The 17,024-nt window shown below is 64.4% G+C and carries 16 protein-coding genes and 2 tRNA genes; 11 read left to right on the top strand and 7 right to left on the bottom strand.

The window, feature by feature from the left end; all coding sequences use genetic code 11:
- Window positions 1-67: 67 nt before the first annotated feature.
- Window positions 68-619, bottom strand: coding sequence for a peroxiredoxin (locus N0K08_RS22595; protein ID WP_261502680.1), 552 nt, complete (start codon window positions 617-619; stop codon window positions 68-70).
- A gap of 227 nt (window positions 620-846) precedes the next feature.
- Between N0K08_RS22595 and N0K08_RS22590 the strand changes: the two genes are divergently transcribed.
- A complete protein-coding gene (locus tag N0K08_RS22590) occupies window positions 847-1,611 on the top strand; it encodes an SDR family oxidoreductase (protein WP_261502678.1) in 765 nt (254 codons plus the stop codon).
- Window positions 1,612-1,654: 43 nt separating this feature from the next.
- On the opposite strand, the gene thpR is transcribed toward N0K08_RS22590, so the two are convergent.
- The 3 genes from thpR to hrcA all read right to left on the bottom strand — a co-directional run bounded on the left by thpR (window position 1,655) and on the right by hrcA (window position 3,492).
- Window positions 1,655-2,191, bottom strand: a complete 537-nt coding sequence (gene thpR / locus N0K08_RS22585) for an RNA 2',3'-cyclic phosphodiesterase (RefSeq protein WP_261502677.1) — start codon at window positions 2,189-2,191, stop codon at window positions 1,655-1,657.
- Between the two features lie 167 nt (window positions 2,192-2,358).
- Window positions 2,359-2,435, bottom strand: a tRNA-Ile gene (locus N0K08_RS22580).
- A 52-nt stretch (window positions 2,436-2,487) separates the two neighbouring features.
- Window positions 2,488-3,492: a heat-inducible transcriptional repressor HrcA gene (gene hrcA, locus N0K08_RS22575; RefSeq protein ID WP_261502676.1), complete on the bottom strand. Its 1,005-nt coding sequence runs from the start codon at window positions 3,490-3,492 to the stop codon at window positions 2,488-2,490.
- 28 nt (window positions 3,493-3,520) lie between these two features.
- Between hrcA and N0K08_RS22570 the strand changes: the two genes are divergently transcribed.
- From N0K08_RS22570 to rapZ, 3 genes are read left to right on the top strand one after another with little or no spacing between them, the layout of a single operon-like run.
- Window positions 3,521-4,420, top strand: coding sequence for an NAD kinase (locus N0K08_RS22570; protein WP_261502675.1), 900 nt, complete (start codon window positions 3,521-3,523; stop codon window positions 4,418-4,420).
- Window position 4,421: 1 nt separating this feature from the next.
- Window positions 4,422-6,089, top strand: a complete 1,668-nt coding sequence (gene recN, locus N0K08_RS22565; RefSeq protein WP_261502674.1) for a DNA repair protein RecN — start codon at window positions 4,422-4,424, stop codon at window positions 6,087-6,089.
- Between the two features lie 3 nt (window positions 6,090-6,092).
- On the top strand, window positions 6,093-6,974 hold the full coding sequence (gene rapZ / locus N0K08_RS22560; RefSeq protein WP_261502673.1) for an RNase adapter RapZ: 882 nt from the start codon (window positions 6,093-6,095) through the stop codon (window positions 6,972-6,974).
- Here the strand turns inward: rapZ and mutY are convergent, their stop codons facing one another.
- From mutY to mutM, 3 genes are all read right to left on the bottom strand, one after another.
- A complete protein-coding gene (mutY, locus tag N0K08_RS22555) occupies window positions 6,975-8,036 on the bottom strand; it encodes an A/G-specific adenine glycosylase (RefSeq protein ID WP_261502672.1) in 1,062 nt (353 codons plus the stop codon).
- Window positions 8,037-8,038: 2 nt separating this feature from the next.
- The gene (locus N0K08_RS22550; RefSeq protein WP_261502671.1) at window positions 8,039-10,000 is read right to left on the bottom strand and encodes a dynamin family protein; all 1,962 of its coding nucleotides are present in this window, start codon (window positions 9,998-10,000) and stop codon (window positions 8,039-8,041) included.
- Window positions 10,001-10,222: 222 nt separating this feature from the next.
- Window positions 10,223-11,047: a bifunctional DNA-formamidopyrimidine glycosylase/DNA-(apurinic or apyrimidinic site) lyase gene (mutM, locus tag N0K08_RS22545; protein WP_261502670.1), complete on the bottom strand. Its 825-nt coding sequence runs from the start codon at window positions 11,045-11,047 to the stop codon at window positions 10,223-10,225.
- A gap of 112 nt (window positions 11,048-11,159) precedes the next feature.
- On the opposite strand from mutM, the gene N0K08_RS22540 reads away from it, so the two are divergent.
- The 7 genes from N0K08_RS22540 to pth all read left to right on the top strand — a co-directional run bounded on the left by N0K08_RS22540 (window position 11,160) and on the right by pth (window position 16,999).
- Complete coding sequence (locus N0K08_RS22540; RefSeq protein ID WP_261502669.1) at window positions 11,160-12,929, top strand: tetratricopeptide repeat protein; 1,770 nt, start codon at window positions 11,160-11,162, stop codon at window positions 12,927-12,929.
- A complete protein-coding gene (locus tag N0K08_RS22535) occupies window positions 12,929-13,444 on the top strand; it encodes a lipoprotein insertase outer membrane protein LolB (protein ID WP_261502722.1) in 516 nt (171 codons plus the stop codon). Before N0K08_RS22540 ends, N0K08_RS22535 begins: the two co-directional genes overlap by 1 nt.
- Window positions 13,445-13,509: 65 nt before the next feature.
- Window positions 13,510-14,364 carry a 4-(cytidine 5'-diphospho)-2-C-methyl-D-erythritol kinase gene (gene ispE, locus N0K08_RS22530; RefSeq protein ID WP_261502668.1) on the top strand — a complete coding sequence of 285 codons (855 nt, stop codon included), beginning with the start codon at window positions 13,510-13,512 and terminating at the stop codon, window positions 14,362-14,364.
- Between the two features lie 37 nt (window positions 14,365-14,401).
- A tRNA-Gln gene (locus tag N0K08_RS22525) sits at window positions 14,402-14,478 on the top strand.
- 44 nt (window positions 14,479-14,522) lie between these two features.
- A complete protein-coding gene (locus tag N0K08_RS22520; RefSeq protein WP_261502667.1) occupies window positions 14,523-15,482 on the top strand; it encodes a ribose-phosphate pyrophosphokinase in 960 nt (319 codons plus the stop codon).
- 162 nt (window positions 15,483-15,644) lie between these two features.
- Window positions 15,645-16,268 (top strand): 50S ribosomal protein L25/general stress protein Ctc, encoded by a 624-nt coding sequence (locus N0K08_RS22515; RefSeq protein ID WP_261502666.1) that lies wholly within the window; start codon window positions 15,645-15,647, stop codon window positions 16,266-16,268.
- Between the two features lie 122 nt (window positions 16,269-16,390).
- Window positions 16,391-16,999 carry an aminoacyl-tRNA hydrolase gene (gene pth / locus N0K08_RS22510; protein WP_261502665.1) on the top strand — a complete coding sequence of 203 codons (609 nt, stop codon included), beginning with the start codon at window positions 16,391-16,393 and terminating at the stop codon, window positions 16,997-16,999.
- Window positions 17,000-17,024 lie beyond the last annotated feature (25 nt).

Here is a 17,024-nt window from a genome sequence, read left to right as displayed (position 1 = left end):
CGCCTGACAGGGCGTGACCGCGTTGAGCGGCAGCCCGATCAACGTGCCGCCGACGGCTGCAACAGCTTCACTTCTTCAATCTGCGCACGGCCGCCTTGGTCTGCTCCACATGTTCGAGCGGATCGGCGCCGACATGGGCAAACTTGATCTTGCCGTCCTGCCCGATCACATAGGAGATGCGGTCGGCCCGGTTGGGATCGGCGGCCGCCGAAGCATCGTAGGCCTGGATGGTCCTGGCCTTGGGATCCGACGCCACGGCAAACTGGTCGCGACAGGCTTCGGTGGAAAAGCGCTGCAAGGTGGCGATATCGTCATGCGACATGCCCACCACCTGCGCGCCCAGGGCCTTGAACTGCGGCGTGGCCTCGGCAAAGGCGTGGGCCTCCTGGGTACAGCCCTGAGTGAAGGCCTTGGGGAAGAAATACAGCACCACCGGCCCCTTCTTGAGAGCCGCCTGCATATCGAACTCGAAAGGCTTGCCCGCCACCGCCGCCTGGGTGGTGAAGGCCGGCGCCGCATCACCGACCTTGAGCACCGCATGCGCGGCCGGGGAGAACAGGGCCGCGAGCGCAACGGCTGCGGAAAATGCAAAGGGAATACCAAAGCCGGTAGTGCGCATGGGAGCTTTCTGCCAATGGTGGATGAGTGGCATTGTCCAGGCTTTCGGTTTTTCCCTGGCCGGCATGCCCTGTGCGTCGGCATGCTGAAGGGGTGCTTGGTGCAGCGCGTTCGCCAGAGGGTGGGCACTCATAAATTCTAGACGCATTGAAAAACGGCGACAGCCCACGCGGCCACCGGCCGCAATGCACCCACAATGGGGTTCGACATCACGCAGAAAGATTTGAAATGACAGACAAGAAAGTGGCGGTCATCACGGGTGCAGGATCGGGCGTAGGCAAGGCCGTGGCCCAGGCTTTGCTGGAAGCAGGCTTCCACGTGGTGCTCGCGGGTCGGCGCGCCGAGTTGCTCGAACAGGTCAAGAAAGAAGCCCAGACGCTGCATGGCCGGGGCGATCGCGTGCACTGCGTGCCCACCGATGTGAGCGACCCAGATGCCGTCGCCGCGCTGTTCGAAAGCGCGGTCGCCACATTCGGCCGCGTCGATCTGCTGTTCAACAACGCCGGCCGCGGCAACCCGCCAGGCTCTTTCATCGACTGGACGCCGGATCAGTGGCGCGAGGTGGTCGATGTGAATCTGAACGGCATGTTCTATTGCCTGCAGCAGGCCTTCAAGGTGATGCGCGACCAGAGCCCGCAAGGCGGGCGCATCATCAATAACGGCTCCATCTCCGCGCATGCGCCGCGCCCCAATTCGATCGCCTACACCGCGACCAAGCACGCGGTGATGGGGCTGACCAAGACCGCCGCGCTCGACGGCCGCCAGTACAACATCGCCGTGGGCCAGATCGACATCGGCAATGCGATGACCGACCTGGCGTCGCGCATGGCCAAGGGCGTTCCCCAAGCCAACGGCGAGATCGCTGTCGAGCCCATGATCGATGTGGCCGTGGTCGGCCAGTCGGTGCTCTACATGGCCAGCCTGCCGCTGGAAGCCAACGTGCTGTTCCACACCGTCATGGCGACCAAGATGCCTTTCGTCGGCCGGGGCTGAAGCGCGGTCGCCCGGACCGGTGTTGCGCCTGGGATCTGGGGTTTCATTCGCCAGATTCGCGGGCTCCCAACCACCGCACACACTGGTACCTTTGAGGTGCATGTCCCGTCGAGGCCACCAGCGCGAACCGATCCGCTATGAACTGGATATGCGGAATGCGATCTGGCAGCCTTGGCTGGCCCACCTTCCTGGCCAAAGTCAGATGCGGGCGATAGGCCTCTTCCTGCGTCTTCAAACCCATGGCCTTCAGTCTCTGCTCCAAGCGGGCATGCAACTCGCTCAACTCCTCTGGAACCACCGAGGCAGCCAGCACGAGCAAGCCTCGCGGCCACAGCCAGAGTTGATCGAGCGTGACAGTCACCGGGGACATGGTGACATCCAGCGATTCCAGATCAGGCATGCGATCTGCCCCCACGCTGCCCAGAAAATGCAGCGTCACATGCCAGTCCTGCGGGGCATACACCGCTGCGCCTGCCGGCAAGTCCATTTGCTGGACCAGATCAGCGATGGCATGGCTGCAAGGCGCATCGGGCCAAAGGGCCAGAAACAGGCGTTGGGTCTTTGCGGTCGGGCCGTCCATGATCAGGATTGTGATCAGTCAGGCCTTCTCTTTCCAGCCATTTTTGCTGCAAAGAATGTGCGGATGAGCCCCCCAGGCCACATGTCCGCGTTGACACCTGGCTGCCGCCAGAAAGAAAAACGGCCTGCCGAATTACCGGCAAGCCATTGATTTCATTGAATAAACACTGGTAGGGCGTGACAGACTTGAACTGTCGACCAAAGGATTATGAGTCCTCTGCTCTAACCAACTGAGCTAACGCCCCCCTGCTGCCGCGCCACTGAAGGCGTCTTGGCAAAACCCGACCATTGTAGTGCCTAGCGGCGGTAGCTCAAGGCATTGGTGACGAGTTTGGACGTGATGTCGACGATCTGGATCATCTTGTCGTAGTTCATGCGCGTCGGGCCGATCACTCCCAGGGTGCCGACGATCTTGCCGTCGACTTCGTAGGGCGCGCTCACCACCGACAGTTCCTCGAAGGGCACGACCTGGCTTTCGCCGCCGATGTAGATGCGCACGCCTTCGGCCTGGCTGGAGATGTCGAGCAGGCGCAGGATCTGGGTTTTCTGCTCGAACAGTTCGAAGGCGCGGCGCAAGTGGTCCATGTCGCTGGAAAAATCGCTCACGGCCAGCAGGTTGCGCTCGCCCGAGATCACCACATCGGCCTCGTCGCTTTGCATGGCTTCGGTGCCGACGTTGACGGCGGCCTGCATCAGCGCCGCGACTTCGCCGCGCAGCTGGTCCACTTCGCCCTTGAGCCGCTCCCTGACCTGCTCCATGGCCAGGCCCTCATAGTTGGCGTTGAGGAAGTTGGCGGCCTCGACCAGTTGCGAGGAGGTGTAGTCGACTTCGGTGAAGATCACGCGGTTTTGCACATCGCCTTCGGGCGAGACGATGATCACCAGAAAGCGCTTTTCGGACAGGCGCACGAATTCGATCTGGCGGAACACCGAGGTGCGCTTGGGCACCATCACCACGCCGACGAAGTGCGACAGGCTCGACAGCAGATGGGCCGCGTTGGCAATGACTTTCTGCGGCTGTTCGGCCGGCAGCACGGGCGCGTGGAAGTCGTCGCGCTGCACCGTGAGCATGGTGTCGACGAACAAACGGTAGCCTTTGGCGGTGGGAATGCGGCCCGCGGAAGTGTGTGGGCTGACAATCAAGCCCATGCCTTCCAGGTCGGACATCACATTGCGTATCGTCGCAGGCGACAATTCCAGGCCCGAGGCGCGCGAAAGGGTGCGCGAGCCTATGGGCTGGCCGTCGGCAATGTAGCGCTCGACCAGCGCTTTGAGTAACAACTTGGCACGGTCATCGAGCATGTAGTGATTTTAATGATGTAATTTGAAAATGACGTCTAAGTTCCGCCGAGTCGCACTGATCGGGAAATACCAGTCGCCCGCCTCCAGCAGCGCCAGCCCCGACAGTGCACGCCAAGCCCTGCAAGATATTGCCAGCTTTGTCAGCAGCCAAGGATGCGAAGTCATTTTCGAATCCGAAACTGCTGCCCATGCGGGCATACACCAGTATCGGTCCATGGATGTCGACGGCCTCGGGGCCACTTGCGACCTGGGTCTGGTCGTCGGGGGAGACGGCACCATGCTGGGCATAGGCCGCCATCTGGCGCGCTATGGCACGCCGTTGATCGGCATCAACCAGGGGCGCCTGGGATTTGTCACGGATATTCCCTTGGAAGGGTACCAGACCGTTCTCACGCCCATGCTGCAAGGGGAATACGAGGAAGACCTCAGGCCCATGATCCGTGCGCGCGTGATGCGCGGCGAGCAGCAGGTCTTCGAAGCCCTGGCCATGAACGACGTGGTGGTGAACCGCGGCGCGACGTCGGGCATGCTCGAAGTGCGTGTCGAAGTGGGCGGCAATTTCGTCGCCTACCAGCGCGCCGACGGCTTGATCGTCGCCACCCCCACGGGCTCGACGGCCTACGCGCTGTCGGTCGGCGGGCCGATGATGCACCCTTCGATTCCCGGCTGGGTGATGGCGCCGATTGCGCCGCACACCTTGTCCAACCGCCCCATCGTGCTGTCGGATGCGACCGAAGTGGTCATCGAAGTGGTCGGTGGGCGCGATGTGAGCGCCAATTTCGACATGCAATCGCTGGCTTCACTGCTGCACGGCGACCGCATTCTGGTGACGCGGGCCGAGCACTGCGTACGTTTTCTGCACCCCAAGGGCTGGAACTACTTTGCCACGCTGCGCAAGAAGCTAGGCTGGAACGAGGGTGGGAACTGAAATGGCACTTAAACGTATTGCCTTGCGTGACTTTGTCATCGTCCAGGCCCTGGACCTGGACCTGCACAGCGGCTTCACCGCCCTCACCGGCGAGACCGGCGCGGGTAAATCCATTCTGATCGACGCCGTACAGCTGGCCCTGGGCGCGCGCGCCGACGCTGGCGTGGTGCGTGAAGGCGCGGCGCAGGCCGACATCTGTACCGAATTCGACTGCCCCGCACGGCTCAAGCCCTGGCTGGAGCACGGCGGTTTTGCGCTGGAAGACAGCCTGCTGCTGCGCCGCGTGATCGATGCCCAGGGCCGCAGCCGCGCCTGGATCAACGGCGCGCCGGCCACCGCCACCCAGTTGCGTGCCGTGGGCGAGCAGTTGCTCGACATCCACGGCCAGCATGCCTGGCAAAGCCTGACCCGCCCGGACGCGGCACGCGAACTGCTCGACGCCTACGCCGGCCTGTCCACGCAGCCGCTGCGCAAGCTCTGGGACAGCTGGCGCGGCGCCCGCCAGACGCTGGAACACGCGGTGCAGGCGCAGGACAGCCTGCAGCGCGAGCGCGAACGGCTGCAGTGGCAGATCGCCGAACTCGACAAGCTCGCTCCGGGCGACGACGAGTGGGAAGACCTCAACGCCCAGCACACCCGCCTGTCCCATGCCCAGGCCCTGCTCGACACGGCGCAAAGTGCCTTGTTCGCCATCGAAGACGACGAGACCGGCGGCCTCGCGGCGCTGAACCGCGCGCATGGCGACCTGCAGGACCAGGAGCACCTGGACCCGGAATTCAAGGAAATCGCCGAAGTGCTGGCCTCGGGCCTGGCGCAGATCAGCGATGCACGCCATTCGCTGCAGTCCTACCTGCACCGCACCGAGCTCGATCCGGAGCGCCTGGCCGAACTCGACACGCGCCTGTCGCTGTGGATGCAGCTGGCGCGCCGCTACAAGCGCCCGCCGGCCGAGTTGCCGCAGCTGTTCGCCGGCTGGAAGGAAGAGCTGCGCCAGCTCGACGCCGTGGTCGACATCGAGGCCTTGCGCCAGCAGGCCGATGCCGCCTATGCCCAGTACGAGCAGGCGGCGCGCGCGCTGTCGCAGCAACGCGCCAAGGCCGCACCCAAGCTGTCGCGCGCCATCACGCTGGCCATGCAGGGGCTGGGCATGCAGGGCGGACGCTTCGAAGTCTCCCAGACCGAGGCCGACGAACCCGGCCCGCAAGGCCTGGATGCGCTGGCCTTTCTGGTGGCCGGCCACCCGGGCGCCACACCCAAGCCCATTGGCAAAGTCGCTTCGGGCGGCGAGCTGTCGCGCATTTCGCTGGCGATTGCGGTCACCACCAGCGAACTGGGTGAAGCCTCGACTCTGATTTTTGACGAAGTGGATTCGGGCGTGGGCGGTGCCGTCGCCGAAACCGTCGGCCGGCTGATGCACAAGCTCGGCCAGGACCGACAGGTGCTGGCCGTGACCCATCTGCCCCAGGTCGCGGCCTGCGCCGACCACCATCTGGTCGTGGCCAAGCGCCGCGACAAGCAGGCCACCACCAGCACCGTGACCGCGCTCACCCCAGATAGCCGCGTTGCCGAAGTGGGGCGTATGCTTGGCGGTGAACGCCTGTCGGAAACCACCATGGCACACGCCCGCGAAATGCTGCAGCAGGCCTGTGTGCCGGCAAGCAAAGGTTGAGCCATGCTGCTTGAAGTCGTATTGATCACCGGCATGTCCGGCTCCGGCAAGTCCGTGGCCCTGCATGCACTGGAAGATGCGGGCTATTACTGCGTCGACAACCTGCCGCCCGAGCTGCTGTCCTCATTCGTGGCCCTGGAACATGCGCACCACGGCAAGCGTGTGGCGATTGCCATCGACGCGCGCAGCGCCACCGGCCTGCCCCAACTGCCCGCGCAGCTCTCCTTGTTGCGCAGCCAGGGCGTGATGGTGCATTCGCTGTTTCTCGACGCCACCACCAGCACGCTGGTGCGCCGCTTCTCGGAAACCCGCAGGCGCCACCCCCTGTCGGGCGACGAAGCGCAGCAAGGCCGCAAGGCGCTGGCGCAAACCATCGAATGGGAGAGGGAGCTGCTGGCCGATCTGCGCGACCATTCCCAGGTCATAGACACCAGCACCATCCGCTCCTCGCAGTTGCAAAGCTATGTCAAAAGCCTGCTGACCGTGCCCGAAGGGCAGATGACGCTGCTGTTCCAGTCCTTCGGTTTCAAGCACGGCATGCCGGTGGACTGCGACTACCTGTTCGATGTGCGCATGCTGCCCAACCCCTATTACGACATCGACTTGCGCCCCCTGTCGGGCAAGGACGAGCCGGTGCAGACCTTCCTGCGCCAGCAACCCGACGTGCTGCAGATGCAGCAGCACATCACGCAGTTCTTCGAACATTGGCTGCCGCTGCTGGCGCAAAACCACCGCAGCTATGTCACGGTGGCCATAGGCTGCACTGGCGGTCAGCACCGCTCGGTCTATCTGGTCGAGCAGCTGGCGGCCCACTTCGGCCAGAACTGGCCCACGCTGATTCGCCACCGCGAGCTCGACGGCCGCGCGGCGACGGCGGAAAGCTGATCAGCCTTCGCGTTCGAGCAGCTTGCGCACCGGCGCCGGCAGCCCCATGTCGGTCCACTGCGCGCGCGTGTACCAATCGTCGGCCGCGGGTTCGGCTGCATGCACGGCATCGACCCGTACCAGCACCGGGTGCAGGTGCAGATCGCGGTGCGTGAGCACATGCAGAAAGGCCGGCTGGTGCTCCAGCTCCACGCCGCCTTGCGGCCAGCGCGCCTGGACGGCGGCTTCCAGCGCCGCCGCATCCTCGAACACCGGCGGGCTGTAGAGCCCGGCCCAGATGCCCGTGGACGGACGCTTGCCCAGGCTGATCCGGCCCTGGCTGTCCTGGGCCAGCAGCAGCCACCAGGCCTGCGCACTGCGCTTGAGCTTGCGCGTGCGCACCGGGTAATCCTCGGGATTGCCGGCGCGCGCCGCCTTGCACTGGCTTTGCAGCGGGCACAACAGGCAGGCAGGCTTGCGCGGCAGGCACAGGCTCGCGCCCAGGTCCATCATGCCCTGGGTGTAGCGCGGCATGGCTTCGTACAGATCCAGTTCGCGCGGATCGGGGCACAGGTCCGTGGCCAGATCCCACAGTGCACGCTCGTTCTTCGCCACGGCCAGGTCTTCGCCAAAGGCCAGCACGCGCGTGAGCACGCGCCGTACGTTGGCGTCCAGAATCGGCACGCGCTGCGAAAAGCAGAACGAGGCGATCGCCCCCGCGGTGGAGCGGCCGATGCCGGGCAGCGTGGCCAGGGCCTCGGCCGTTTCCGGGAAGCGCCCGCCGTGCAAGGCCATCACGGCCTGGGCGCACTTGTGCAGATTGCGCGCCCGGCTGTAATAGCCCAGGCCGCTCCACAGACCCAGCACCGCGTCCTCGGACGCGGCCGCCAGGCTGGCGACATCGGGGAACTGCTGCAGAAACCGCGGGAAGTAGCCCAGCACCGTGGCGACCTGGGTTTGCTGCAGCATGATTTCCGACAGCCAGACCCGGTAGGGGTCGCGCGTTTGCTGCCAGGGGAGATGGTTGCGGCCGTGCGAGGCCTGCCACTGCACGACGGCGGTGGCGATGGAGGAAGACGTCAAAATCAGATTACCGGTATGGGGTCGCGGGTTTCGCCGGGCGCGGACGCAGGCAGGGCCAGCAATTGTTGGCACTGCTGCGCCAGTCGCAGCTCCAGCGCCGCGATGCCTGCGTCAGCCGCCTCGATCTCGGCGATGCGCTCGACCAGGCTGCTGGCGGCCTGCTGGATGCGATCCACGGCCTCGATGCGGCGCGTGAAACTGCGCTTGCGTTCCTGCCATTGTGCATCGAGTTGGGCCATGGCCGATTGGCTCCACAGCGCCATGGCGTCGGCCGCAGTGCCAAATACCGTGGTCAGGCGCAGGGCCAGGGCCTGGACCAGACGCTGCGAGTAATCGGCCCGGGCCAGCCGGATGGCATGGCCCAGTCCCAGGTAGTGCAGATAGCCGCGCTCGACCTGATCCAGCGCCTGGGTCAGGTCCTGCAATTGCAATGTCGTCGTGGCCTGCAGCGAAAAACCGAATTCGGCGTTCAACTCGCGAAATGTCGCGGCCAGCATCTGTTGCAGCTCCCCGGCCTCGACCAGCGCCTGATCGACCACGCCGTGCAGTTGCGCAAAAGCGCCGGCATAAAGGCGGCGCGCGCCCAGCTTCAGGCCGCCGTGCTGCAAGGCCTGGCGCAGCCCCGCCAGCTGAACTTCGACCGCGCCCGCGCCCAGGGAGTACAGCAAGGTCTGCAACGCACGCCCATGCACGGCGCGCAGCGCCTGGATTCGCGCCGCGCTGGCACTGAACTCGCCCTGCTCCTGCTCGATGCGCCGGCGCATGGCGTCGATCACGGAAACGTTCTTGCCGCGCAGGCTGCGCAGCTCGGCCATCTGGTCATCGAGATCGCGGCGCCGGATGTTGAGCCGACGCACCACTTCGATCTGCAACTGCTCCACCCCGGACGCCACGGCCGCGCGCAACACGCTTTGCCGGCGTCCCATGATGCCTTCGGACAGCGCCTGCTCGAAGGCCGGCAGGCCGCTGGCCTGCAGCAGGGCAGCGTTGTCGCCAATCCTGGCGACCAGGCCTTTTTGCGCCGACACCGGCAGCACCCGCGCCACGTCTATGCCCAGGGTTTCGGCCGAAGCGCTGCGCTGGCGCTGCAGCTGCGCGTGTATTTCACGGCCCGTGCTGAGGCTGTCCCACAGCGTATCGATCTTGTTGAGCACCACCAGCCGCGAAGCGTCGTCCTGGCCCGTGGGCCGCAAATGCGCGCGCCAGATGGCCAGGTCCGACTGCGTCACGCCCGTGTCGGCGCCCAGCAGAAACACCACCGCATGGGCTTGGGCGATCAGATTGACGGTCAGCTCGGGCTCGGCCCCCACGGCGTTGAGGCCAGGCGTGTCGATGATCACCAGCCCCTGACGCAGCAGCGGATGGGGCAGATTGATCAATGCATGGCGCCACATAGGCACTTCGACCAGGCCTTGGATATCGACCGGAGGAGGCTCCGCCCCGGCCTCGTCCTGCCACAGCCCCCAGGCCTGGGCCTGAGCCATGGGCACGCGACGCACTTCGGCCACCTTGGCCAGCATGGCGGCCATCTGCGCGCCATCGTTCACATCCAGGGGCCACTGCTGCCAGGCATCGGGCCGCTGGCGCCACTCGGCCAGGCCCCGCGCCTCGCCGCGCGTTTCGATCGGCAGCAGCCTCAGACTGGGCGCCAAGCCCTCCTCCCAGCCCAGCTCCGCCGGGCACATGGTGGTGCGCCCCGCGCTCGCCGGCATCAGGCGCCGGCCGTAGGAGGAGAAAAACACCGCATTGATCAGCTCGGACTTGCCGCGCGAAAACTCGGCAACAAAGGCCACCGTGACCTGATCGCCACGCACCTGCGCTTCCAGACGCTGCAGGCGCTCCTGCACGGCCGAGTCCAGCAGTTCATGGCCCGACAGCCAGCCGCGCAACTGGTGCAGCTGCTGGGCGAAATCACGGCGCCAGACGCCGTGCTGGTCAAACTGCTGATTGAATGATGGTCCCAAATCGCTCCCCTGCGGATGTGCTGCGGGCATGCGCCCGCTTACACAAAATATATAGCAAGAGCCAAGGTTCTTAACCATCCCGAGCGCTTGCACCATTCACAGCCTATGAAACTGGCGTGCCCCAGCAAGGGGCAGCGAGGAAGGGCCGCCCCGCACCGAGGCTGCCGCCCCCCTCCACCGGAGGATGAGAGGGGGGAGCCGCGTCAGCGGCTCGGGGGGTGCTCAAAGCTTTTGGCAGTAGCTGCAATAGAAAGTGCTGCGCTGGCCCTGGAGCACCCTGCGCAGCGGCGCGGCGCAGCGCGTGCATGGCAGGCCTTCGCGGTCATAGACCTGGGCCTGCAGCTGGAAATGCCCAGGCATGCCGTAGGCGTTGGAAAAATCCTTGAGCGTGGTGCCGCCCTGCTCCACGGCCGCGGCCAGCACGCTGCGAATGGCTTCGTAGAGCCGGCGCGCGCGCCGCGGCCCTATGCTGTTGGCCGGAGCCAGCGGAGAGATGCCTGCCGTGAACAGCACTTCGGACGCATAGATATTGCCCACCCCCACCACCAGCTTGCCGCCCAGCAGCAGCAGCTTGATCGGCGTGCGGCTGGCCTGCAGGCCCTGGTAGAACGCCGCCGGGGCAAAGCTTTCTTCCAGCGGCTCCATGCCCAGCTTGCCCAGCAGCTTGCGCGCCACCGGGTCTTCTTCGCCCTGCGGGGCATAGACCACGGCGCCGAACCGGCGCGGGTCATGCAGCCGCAACACGCCTTGCGTGGTGACCAGATCGAAATGGTCGTGGGGGCCGGCCGCGGGCAGACCCTCGGCCGGCGCGAACCGCAGACTGCCCGACATGCCAAGGTGCAGCAGCAGCAAGCCTTCGCTCAAATCCACCAGCAGGTACTTGCCACGGCGGCGCACGGCCAGAACCCGGCGCCCCACCAGCGCTTGCGGCGCCAGGCCCAGCGGCCAGCGCAAGGGCTTGCCCAGATGGGCGGACAGGATGCGGGCACCGGCGATGGACGGCGCGAACGAACGGCGCGTGACTTCGACTTCTGGGAGTTCGGGCATGGGAGTCCTGCAAAAATAAAGGCTGCCAGGCGGCAGACAGCCACTGCCGCCGCGTCGCAAAACACTGTGCCGTGTTCGCCACAAGGAAACGACCTTCGATTATTATGATTCGATGGTTCATCCTCTACGCCCTCGGGCCCTGGCGCTGGCCGCCGCACTGGTCATCGCTCCCGCAATCGCCTGGAGTCAAACGGCGGAGACGCCCACCGACACCGAGCTGCCGGACGTGGCTGCGCAAACCGACGACGAAGATGCCGCGGCGCTGAACGCCGAGCTCTTCTATGAAATCCTGGTCGGCGAAATGGCGGCCAGCGTGGGCGACCCCATTGGCGGTCAAGCCCTGATGCTCAATGCGGCACGCCAGAGCAACAGCGCCCAACTGTACCGCCGGGCCACCGACATGGCTTTGCGGGCGCGCGCCGGCGACCAGGCCCTGGCCGCGGCGCAAGCCTGGCTCCAGGCCTTTCCCGACTCGCGCAACGCCAACCGCTATGTGCTGCAAATCCTGGTGGCCATGAACCGCATACGCGATTCCCTGCCGCATCTGCGCCAGGAAATCGACAGCACGCCGACGCCCAGCAAGCCCGCGACCTTTCTGGCCATCACCCAGCTCTACAGCCGTGCCAGCAACAAGGCCCTGGCGGCCGAAATCGTGGAAACCGCGCTGAAAAGCCAATTGAAGAACAAGGCCGCCGGCCCTTCCGCCTGGGCCACGATTGGCCACATGCACCTGGTGGCCGACAACCAGACGGCCGCCGTCGACGCCTTGCACAAGGCCGAAGCCCTGTCGCCTGGCAACGGCGCCGCCGCCCTGCTGGCCCTGGAACTGCTGGAAAGCGGTGACACTTCGGCTGAGCCCGTCGTCATCCGCTACCTCACCAAACACCGCAATGCCGACATGCGCATGGCCTATGCCCGCATTCTGCTGTCCAAGGAGCGCCTCGCGCCCGCCGAGGTCCAGCTGACGGCCATCACGCACGAGCATCCGGATTACGCCGACGCATGGATCACCCTGGCCAAGCTGCAGACGCAAACCCAGCGCTGGCCGGCCGCGGAAAAATCGCTGCAGCGCTTCGACGCGCTGATCCCGCAGCTGCCCGCAGGCAATCAGAACGCGGCGCGCTCCGAGGCCTACCTGCTGCACGCCCTGATCGCGGAAAAACAGCGTCGCTTTGCAGAGGCCATGGCCTGGCTCGATCGCATAGACAACGGCGACAAGCTGTTGAACGTGCAGGTGCGCCGCGCCTCGCTGCTGGCCCAGCAGGGCCAGCTCGATCAGGCCCGCCAGGTGATCCAGGCCGTGCCCGCGGATACGCCGGCGCAGCAGCGCCTCAAGCAACAGGCCGAAGTGCAGATCGTGCGCGACGCCGGCCAGCCGGCGCTGGCCTATACCCTGCAGGACACGCTGCGCAAACAGTTCCCCGAGGACAACGAACTCGCCTACGACACCGCGCTCCTGGCCGAAAAGATCGGTAATTTCACGGAAATGGAAAGCCTGCTGCGCGCCATCATGGCCCGCGATCCGGGCTTTCACCATGCCTACAACGCGCTGGGCTACTCGTTCGCCGAGCGCGGCATCCGACTGGACGAAGCCCGTACGCTGGTGGCCAAGGCGCTGGACGCCGCGCCCAACGATCCGTTCATCATCGACAGCCTGGCCTGGATTGAGTTCCGCCTGGGCAACTCGCGGCAGGCCCAGACCCTGCTGGAGAAAGCCTTTGCCCTGCGCCAGGATGCCGAGATTGCCGCCCACCTGGGCGAAGTGCTGTGGGCCAGTGGACAGCGCAGCCAAGCCCTGGCCGTCTGGAAAAAGGGCCTGGCCTTGAATGCGGACAACGACACGCTGCGTGAAACCTTGCGGCGCCTGGGCGTGACGCCGTGATGCACCTGGCCCCGGCCCTGCCACGCCGTGCCCTGCTGCTCGCCGCCCTGCCCGCGGCACTGTGGCTTGCCGGCTGCGCCCAGCCGCCGCGCAGACCCGTGGACCTGACCCAGCCCACCCACTGGAGCGGCCGCATGGCCGTGCAGCTGCAGGACGACAATGCCCAGGACCAGTCCTTCAGCGCGTCCTTTGAACTGCAGGGCTCGGAGCACCAGGGCCAGCTCACGCTGCTGAGTCCTTTCGGCGCGGTGCTGGCCGAACTGCAATGGAGCCCCCAAGGCGCGCAGCTGCGCCAAGGCGGCCAGTTGCGCGAATCCGCGTCGCTGGACGCACTGGTGCAGGACACCGTGGGCACGCCGCTGCCCCTGGGCGCCTTGTTTTCCTGGCTTGCCGGCGAACAGGCCTCGGCCCCGGGCTGGCAGGCCGATCTGTCGCAGATGGACCAAGGTCGTTTGCGGGCGCAGCGCAGCCAGCCGCTGCCGCGCGCCAGTTTGCGTGTAGTGCTCGACCGCTAGGCCACACCGTTGACCCGCCCGCGCATTGCGCAGCGGAAGTTTTTCAGTCTTAACTTTTTCTACCCATGCGCACGCTCTACGATGTGCCGGCCCCGGCCAAGCTCAACTTGTTTCTGCACATCACCGGCCGCCGCCCGGACGGCTACCACCTGATTGAATCCGTCTTCATGCTGATCGACTGGCAGGACCGCCTGCATTTCGATCTGCGCGGCGATGGGCAGATCACGCGCCAGGACCTCAGCGGCATGCGCCTGCCCGACAACGACTTGATCGTGCGCGCCGCGCGCGCCCTGCAGACCGCCACCGGCTGCAGCGCAGGCGCACACATTGGCGTTGACAAGAGCATTCCCGCCCAGGCCGGCATGGGCGGGGGCTCATCCGACGCCGCCACCACCTTGCTGGCGCTCAACCGTCTGTGGGATCTGAACCTGCCCCGCCCGGCGCTAGAAGCCATTGGCCTCACACTGGGCGCCGATGTGCCGTTCTTTTTGCGCGGCCAGAACGCCTGGGTGGCTGGAATTGGAGATATAATCACGCCACTCGAGAAAACGCAGCAGCTTTTGCCGCAGCGTTTTGTTGTAGTCAAGCCTGATACAGGACTGGAAACAAAATTAATTTTTTCCTCTCCGAGCCTCAAACGCGATTCAGAGCATGCTACAATCTCGGACTTCGCTGCAAAGCACTTTGACTTCGGTCATAACGACTTGCAGCCGGTTGCGCAAACCCTGTGCCCCGATGTGAAAAAAGCGGTTGATCTGCTGGCAGCACACGGATTGCAAGGTAGAATGACCGGCTCAGGAAGTGCAGTGTTTGCACCGATGAAGCAAGCAGTTGAGATGACGGACGCACCTAGCGAATGGATTGTCAAAGCCTGCGAAAATCTGAACGTTCATCCACTTCATGGATGGGCCAAGGATTAAAAGTTACCGGTTGATTGCATCAGCAATTGACCCGTGTAGGGGAGTCGCCAAGTTGGTTAAGGCACTGGATTTTGATTCCAGCATGCGAAGGTTCGAGTCCTTCTTCCCCTGCCAAATGTCTTTTGCGTACAAGCAAACCCATAAACACTGGGACGCTCATGCAGACCAATCATCCTGATTTCATGATTTTTACCGGCAATGCCAACCGTGGCATGGCCGAAGAGATTGTCAGCCATCTCGGCACGACACTGGGTTCCGCTGAAGTGGGCCGCTTCTCGGATGGTGAAGTCACCGTCGAGATCCTGCAAAACGTTCGCACCCGCGACGTTTTTGTCGTTCAGCCGACCTGCGCCCCCACCAACGAGAACCTGATGGAACTCCTGGTGATGGTCGATGCGCTCAAGCGCGCATCCGCCGAGCGCATCTGTGCCGTGATCCCCTACTTCGGTTACGCCCGCCAGGATCGTCGCCCGCGCTCGTCGCGCGTGCCGATCACGGCCAAGGTCGTCGCCAACATGCTCCAGGCCGTAGGCGTGGAACGCGTGTTGACCATGGACTTGCACGCTGACCAGATCCAGGGCTTCTTCGACATCCCCGTGGACAACATCTACGCTTCGCCAGTGCTGCTGGGCGATCTGCGCCAGAAGAACTACGAAGACCTGATCGTTGTGTCGCCTGACGTCGGTGGCGTGGTGCGTGCACGTGCCATGGCCAAGCAACTGAACTGCGATCTGGCCATCATCGACAAGCGTCGCCCCAAGGCGAACGTCTCCGAAGTGATGCACGTGATCGGCGACATCGACGGCCGCAACTGCGTGATCATGGATGACATGATCGACACCGCCGGTACGCTGGTCAAGGCTGCCGAAGTGCTCAAGCAGCGCGGCGCCAAGAAGGTCTACGCCTACTGCACCCACCCGATCTTCTCGGGCCCGGCCATCGAACGCATCACCAATGGCGAAGCGCTCGACGAAGTCGTGGTGACCAATACCATTCCCCTGAGCGCTGAAGCTCGGGCATGTACCAAGATTCGCCAACTCTCCGTGGCACCGTTGATCGCTGAAACGATCAAGCGGATTTCCTCGGGTGATTCGGTACTCAGCTTGTTCTCGGAATAAGAACTCGTTTCAGAGATCTTCGGTCGCTTGCGGCCGGCACAGCAACCTCCTTCGGGAGGTTTTGTGTGTTCCAGAGCATTTCAAGGCCAATGAGGCATGTGTCGCTTGGCCTTTTTTAAATCGAGTCTGACTGGTCGCGGTCGACTCACACAGGAGCTAAATATGAACTTCGTCGCAACAGAGCGCGCTAAGCAAGGTACGGGTGCGAGCCGCCGTCTGCGTAATTCGGGCAACACGCCCGGTATCGTTTACGGTGGTGGCGTTGAGTCCCTGGCCATCGAAACCAACCACAATGATCTGTGGCACGCCCTGAAGAAGGAATCGTTCCACTCCAGCATTCTGGACATGGAAATCAACGGCCAGACCACCAAGGTCGTGCTGCGTGATGTGCAATTCCACCCCTTCAAGCAATTGGTCCTGCACGTTGACTTCCAACGCGTGGACGCAACGACCAAGCTGCACCTGAACGTGCCCCTGCACTTCGAAGGCGCCGACAAGTCGCCCGCAGTGACCCAGGACAAGTGCGTTGTGACCCCTCTGGTCACCACCCTGCCCGTGGTCTGCGTTCCTTCGGACCTGCCTGAGTTCATCACCGTGGACCTGAGCAACCTGCAAAAGGGTTCCTCGTTCACGCTGAAGCAAGTTCAGCTGCCCAAGAATGTGGTTGCCCACATCCGCGGCACGCAACTGAACCCCACGCTGGTTTCCATCGTGCCTCCAGCCGATGAGATGGTTGCTCCTGTCGAAGCAGCACCAGCCGCTCCCGCCAAGAAGGGCAAGAAGTAATCACTTCTTGAGCACAGCCCCGGTCCCCAGGACTGGGGCTGCCCAAAGCCAACGGCCCACCTTGCGTGGGCCGTTGGCTTTGGGTCATCGAACAATGCAATACCCATGGAGATAATGCACACATGATCAAACTGTTTGTCGGCCTGGGCAACCCCGGCCCCGAGTACGAGGACACGCGCCACAACGCCGGTTTCTGGTGGATTGACGGGCTGGCGCAGGAACTCAAGGTGACGCTGCAGCCCGACCGCAGCTATTCCGGTCTGGTCGCGCGCACCACCGTCGACGGCCACAATGTGTGGCTGCTCAAGCCGCAGACGTACATGAACCTCTCGGGCAAGTCCGTAGGGGCATTGGCACGCTTCTTCAAGATCCTGCCGGAAGAAATCCTGGTCGTGCATGACGAGCTCGACATGCTTCCCGGCCAGGCCAAGCTCAAGCGCGGCGGCAGCCATGCGGGCCACAACGGCCTGCGCGACATCCACGCCCAGCTCGGCAACGACTACTGGCGCCTGCGCATAGGCATAGGCCACCCGGGTGACAGAAACGAAGTCGCCAACTGGGTGCTGAAGAAACCCGCCCCCGACCAGCGCACGCTGATCGAAGACAGCATCGCCCATTCGCTCAAGTCCTGGCGCCTGCTGCAGGCCGGCGACATGGAAAAGGCCACGCTGCAAATCCACACCACCAAGCCGCCACGGCCCAAGCCGGTGAGACAGGTGGTCGAAGACTAATCAACCCTGGCGCTCGCATCGCTCA

The organism is Acidovorax bellezanensis (genome assembly GCF_025421555.1).
GTDB classification, from domain to species: Bacteria; Pseudomonadota; Gammaproteobacteria; order Burkholderiales; family Burkholderiaceae_C; genus Comamonas; species Comamonas bellezanensis.
This window is presented reverse-complemented; position numbering and strand designations above follow the sequence as displayed.

What these genes read in the sequence shown, in the direction of transcription:
- N0K08_RS22595 (WP_261502680.1), bottom strand. Translation starts at nt 619, where the DNA reads ATGCGCACTACCGGCTTTGGTATTCCCTTTGCATTTTCCGCAGCCGTT.
- N0K08_RS22590 (WP_261502678.1), top strand. Translation starts at nt 847, where the DNA reads ATGACAGACAAGAAAGTGGCGGTCATCACGGGTGCAGGATCGGGCGTA.
- thpR (WP_261502677.1), bottom strand. Translation starts at nt 2,191, where the DNA reads ATGGACGGCCCGACCGCAAAGACCCAACGCCTGTTTCTGGCCCTTTGG.
- hrcA (WP_261502676.1), bottom strand. Translation starts at nt 3,492, where the DNA reads ATGCTCGATGACCGTGCCAAGTTGTTACTCAAAGCGCTGGTCGAGCGC.
- N0K08_RS22570 (WP_261502675.1), top strand. Translation starts at nt 3,521, where the DNA reads ATGACGTCTAAGTTCCGCCGAGTCGCACTGATCGGGAAATACCAGTCG.
- recN (WP_261502674.1), top strand. Translation starts at nt 4,422, where the DNA reads ATGGCACTTAAACGTATTGCCTTGCGTGACTTTGTCATCGTCCAGGCC.
- rapZ (WP_261502673.1), top strand. Translation starts at nt 6,093, where the DNA reads ATGCTGCTTGAAGTCGTATTGATCACCGGCATGTCCGGCTCCGGCAAG.
- mutM (WP_261502670.1), bottom strand. Translation starts at nt 11,047, where the DNA reads ATGCCCGAACTCCCAGAAGTCGAAGTCACGCGCCGTTCGTTCGCGCCG.
- N0K08_RS22540 (WP_261502669.1), top strand. Translation starts at nt 11,160, where the DNA reads ATGGTTCATCCTCTACGCCCTCGGGCCCTGGCGCTGGCCGCCGCACTG.
- N0K08_RS22535 (WP_261502722.1), top strand. Translation starts at nt 12,929, where the DNA reads ATGCACCTGGCCCCGGCCCTGCCACGCCGTGCCCTGCTGCTCGCCGCC.
- ispE (WP_261502668.1), top strand. Translation starts at nt 13,510, where the DNA reads ATGCGCACGCTCTACGATGTGCCGGCCCCGGCCAAGCTCAACTTGTTT.
- N0K08_RS22520 (WP_261502667.1), top strand. Translation starts at nt 14,523, where the DNA reads ATGCAGACCAATCATCCTGATTTCATGATTTTTACCGGCAATGCCAAC.
- N0K08_RS22515 (WP_261502666.1), top strand. Translation starts at nt 15,645, where the DNA reads ATGAACTTCGTCGCAACAGAGCGCGCTAAGCAAGGTACGGGTGCGAGC.
- pth (WP_261502665.1), top strand. Translation starts at nt 16,391, where the DNA reads ATGATCAAACTGTTTGTCGGCCTGGGCAACCCCGGCCCCGAGTACGAG.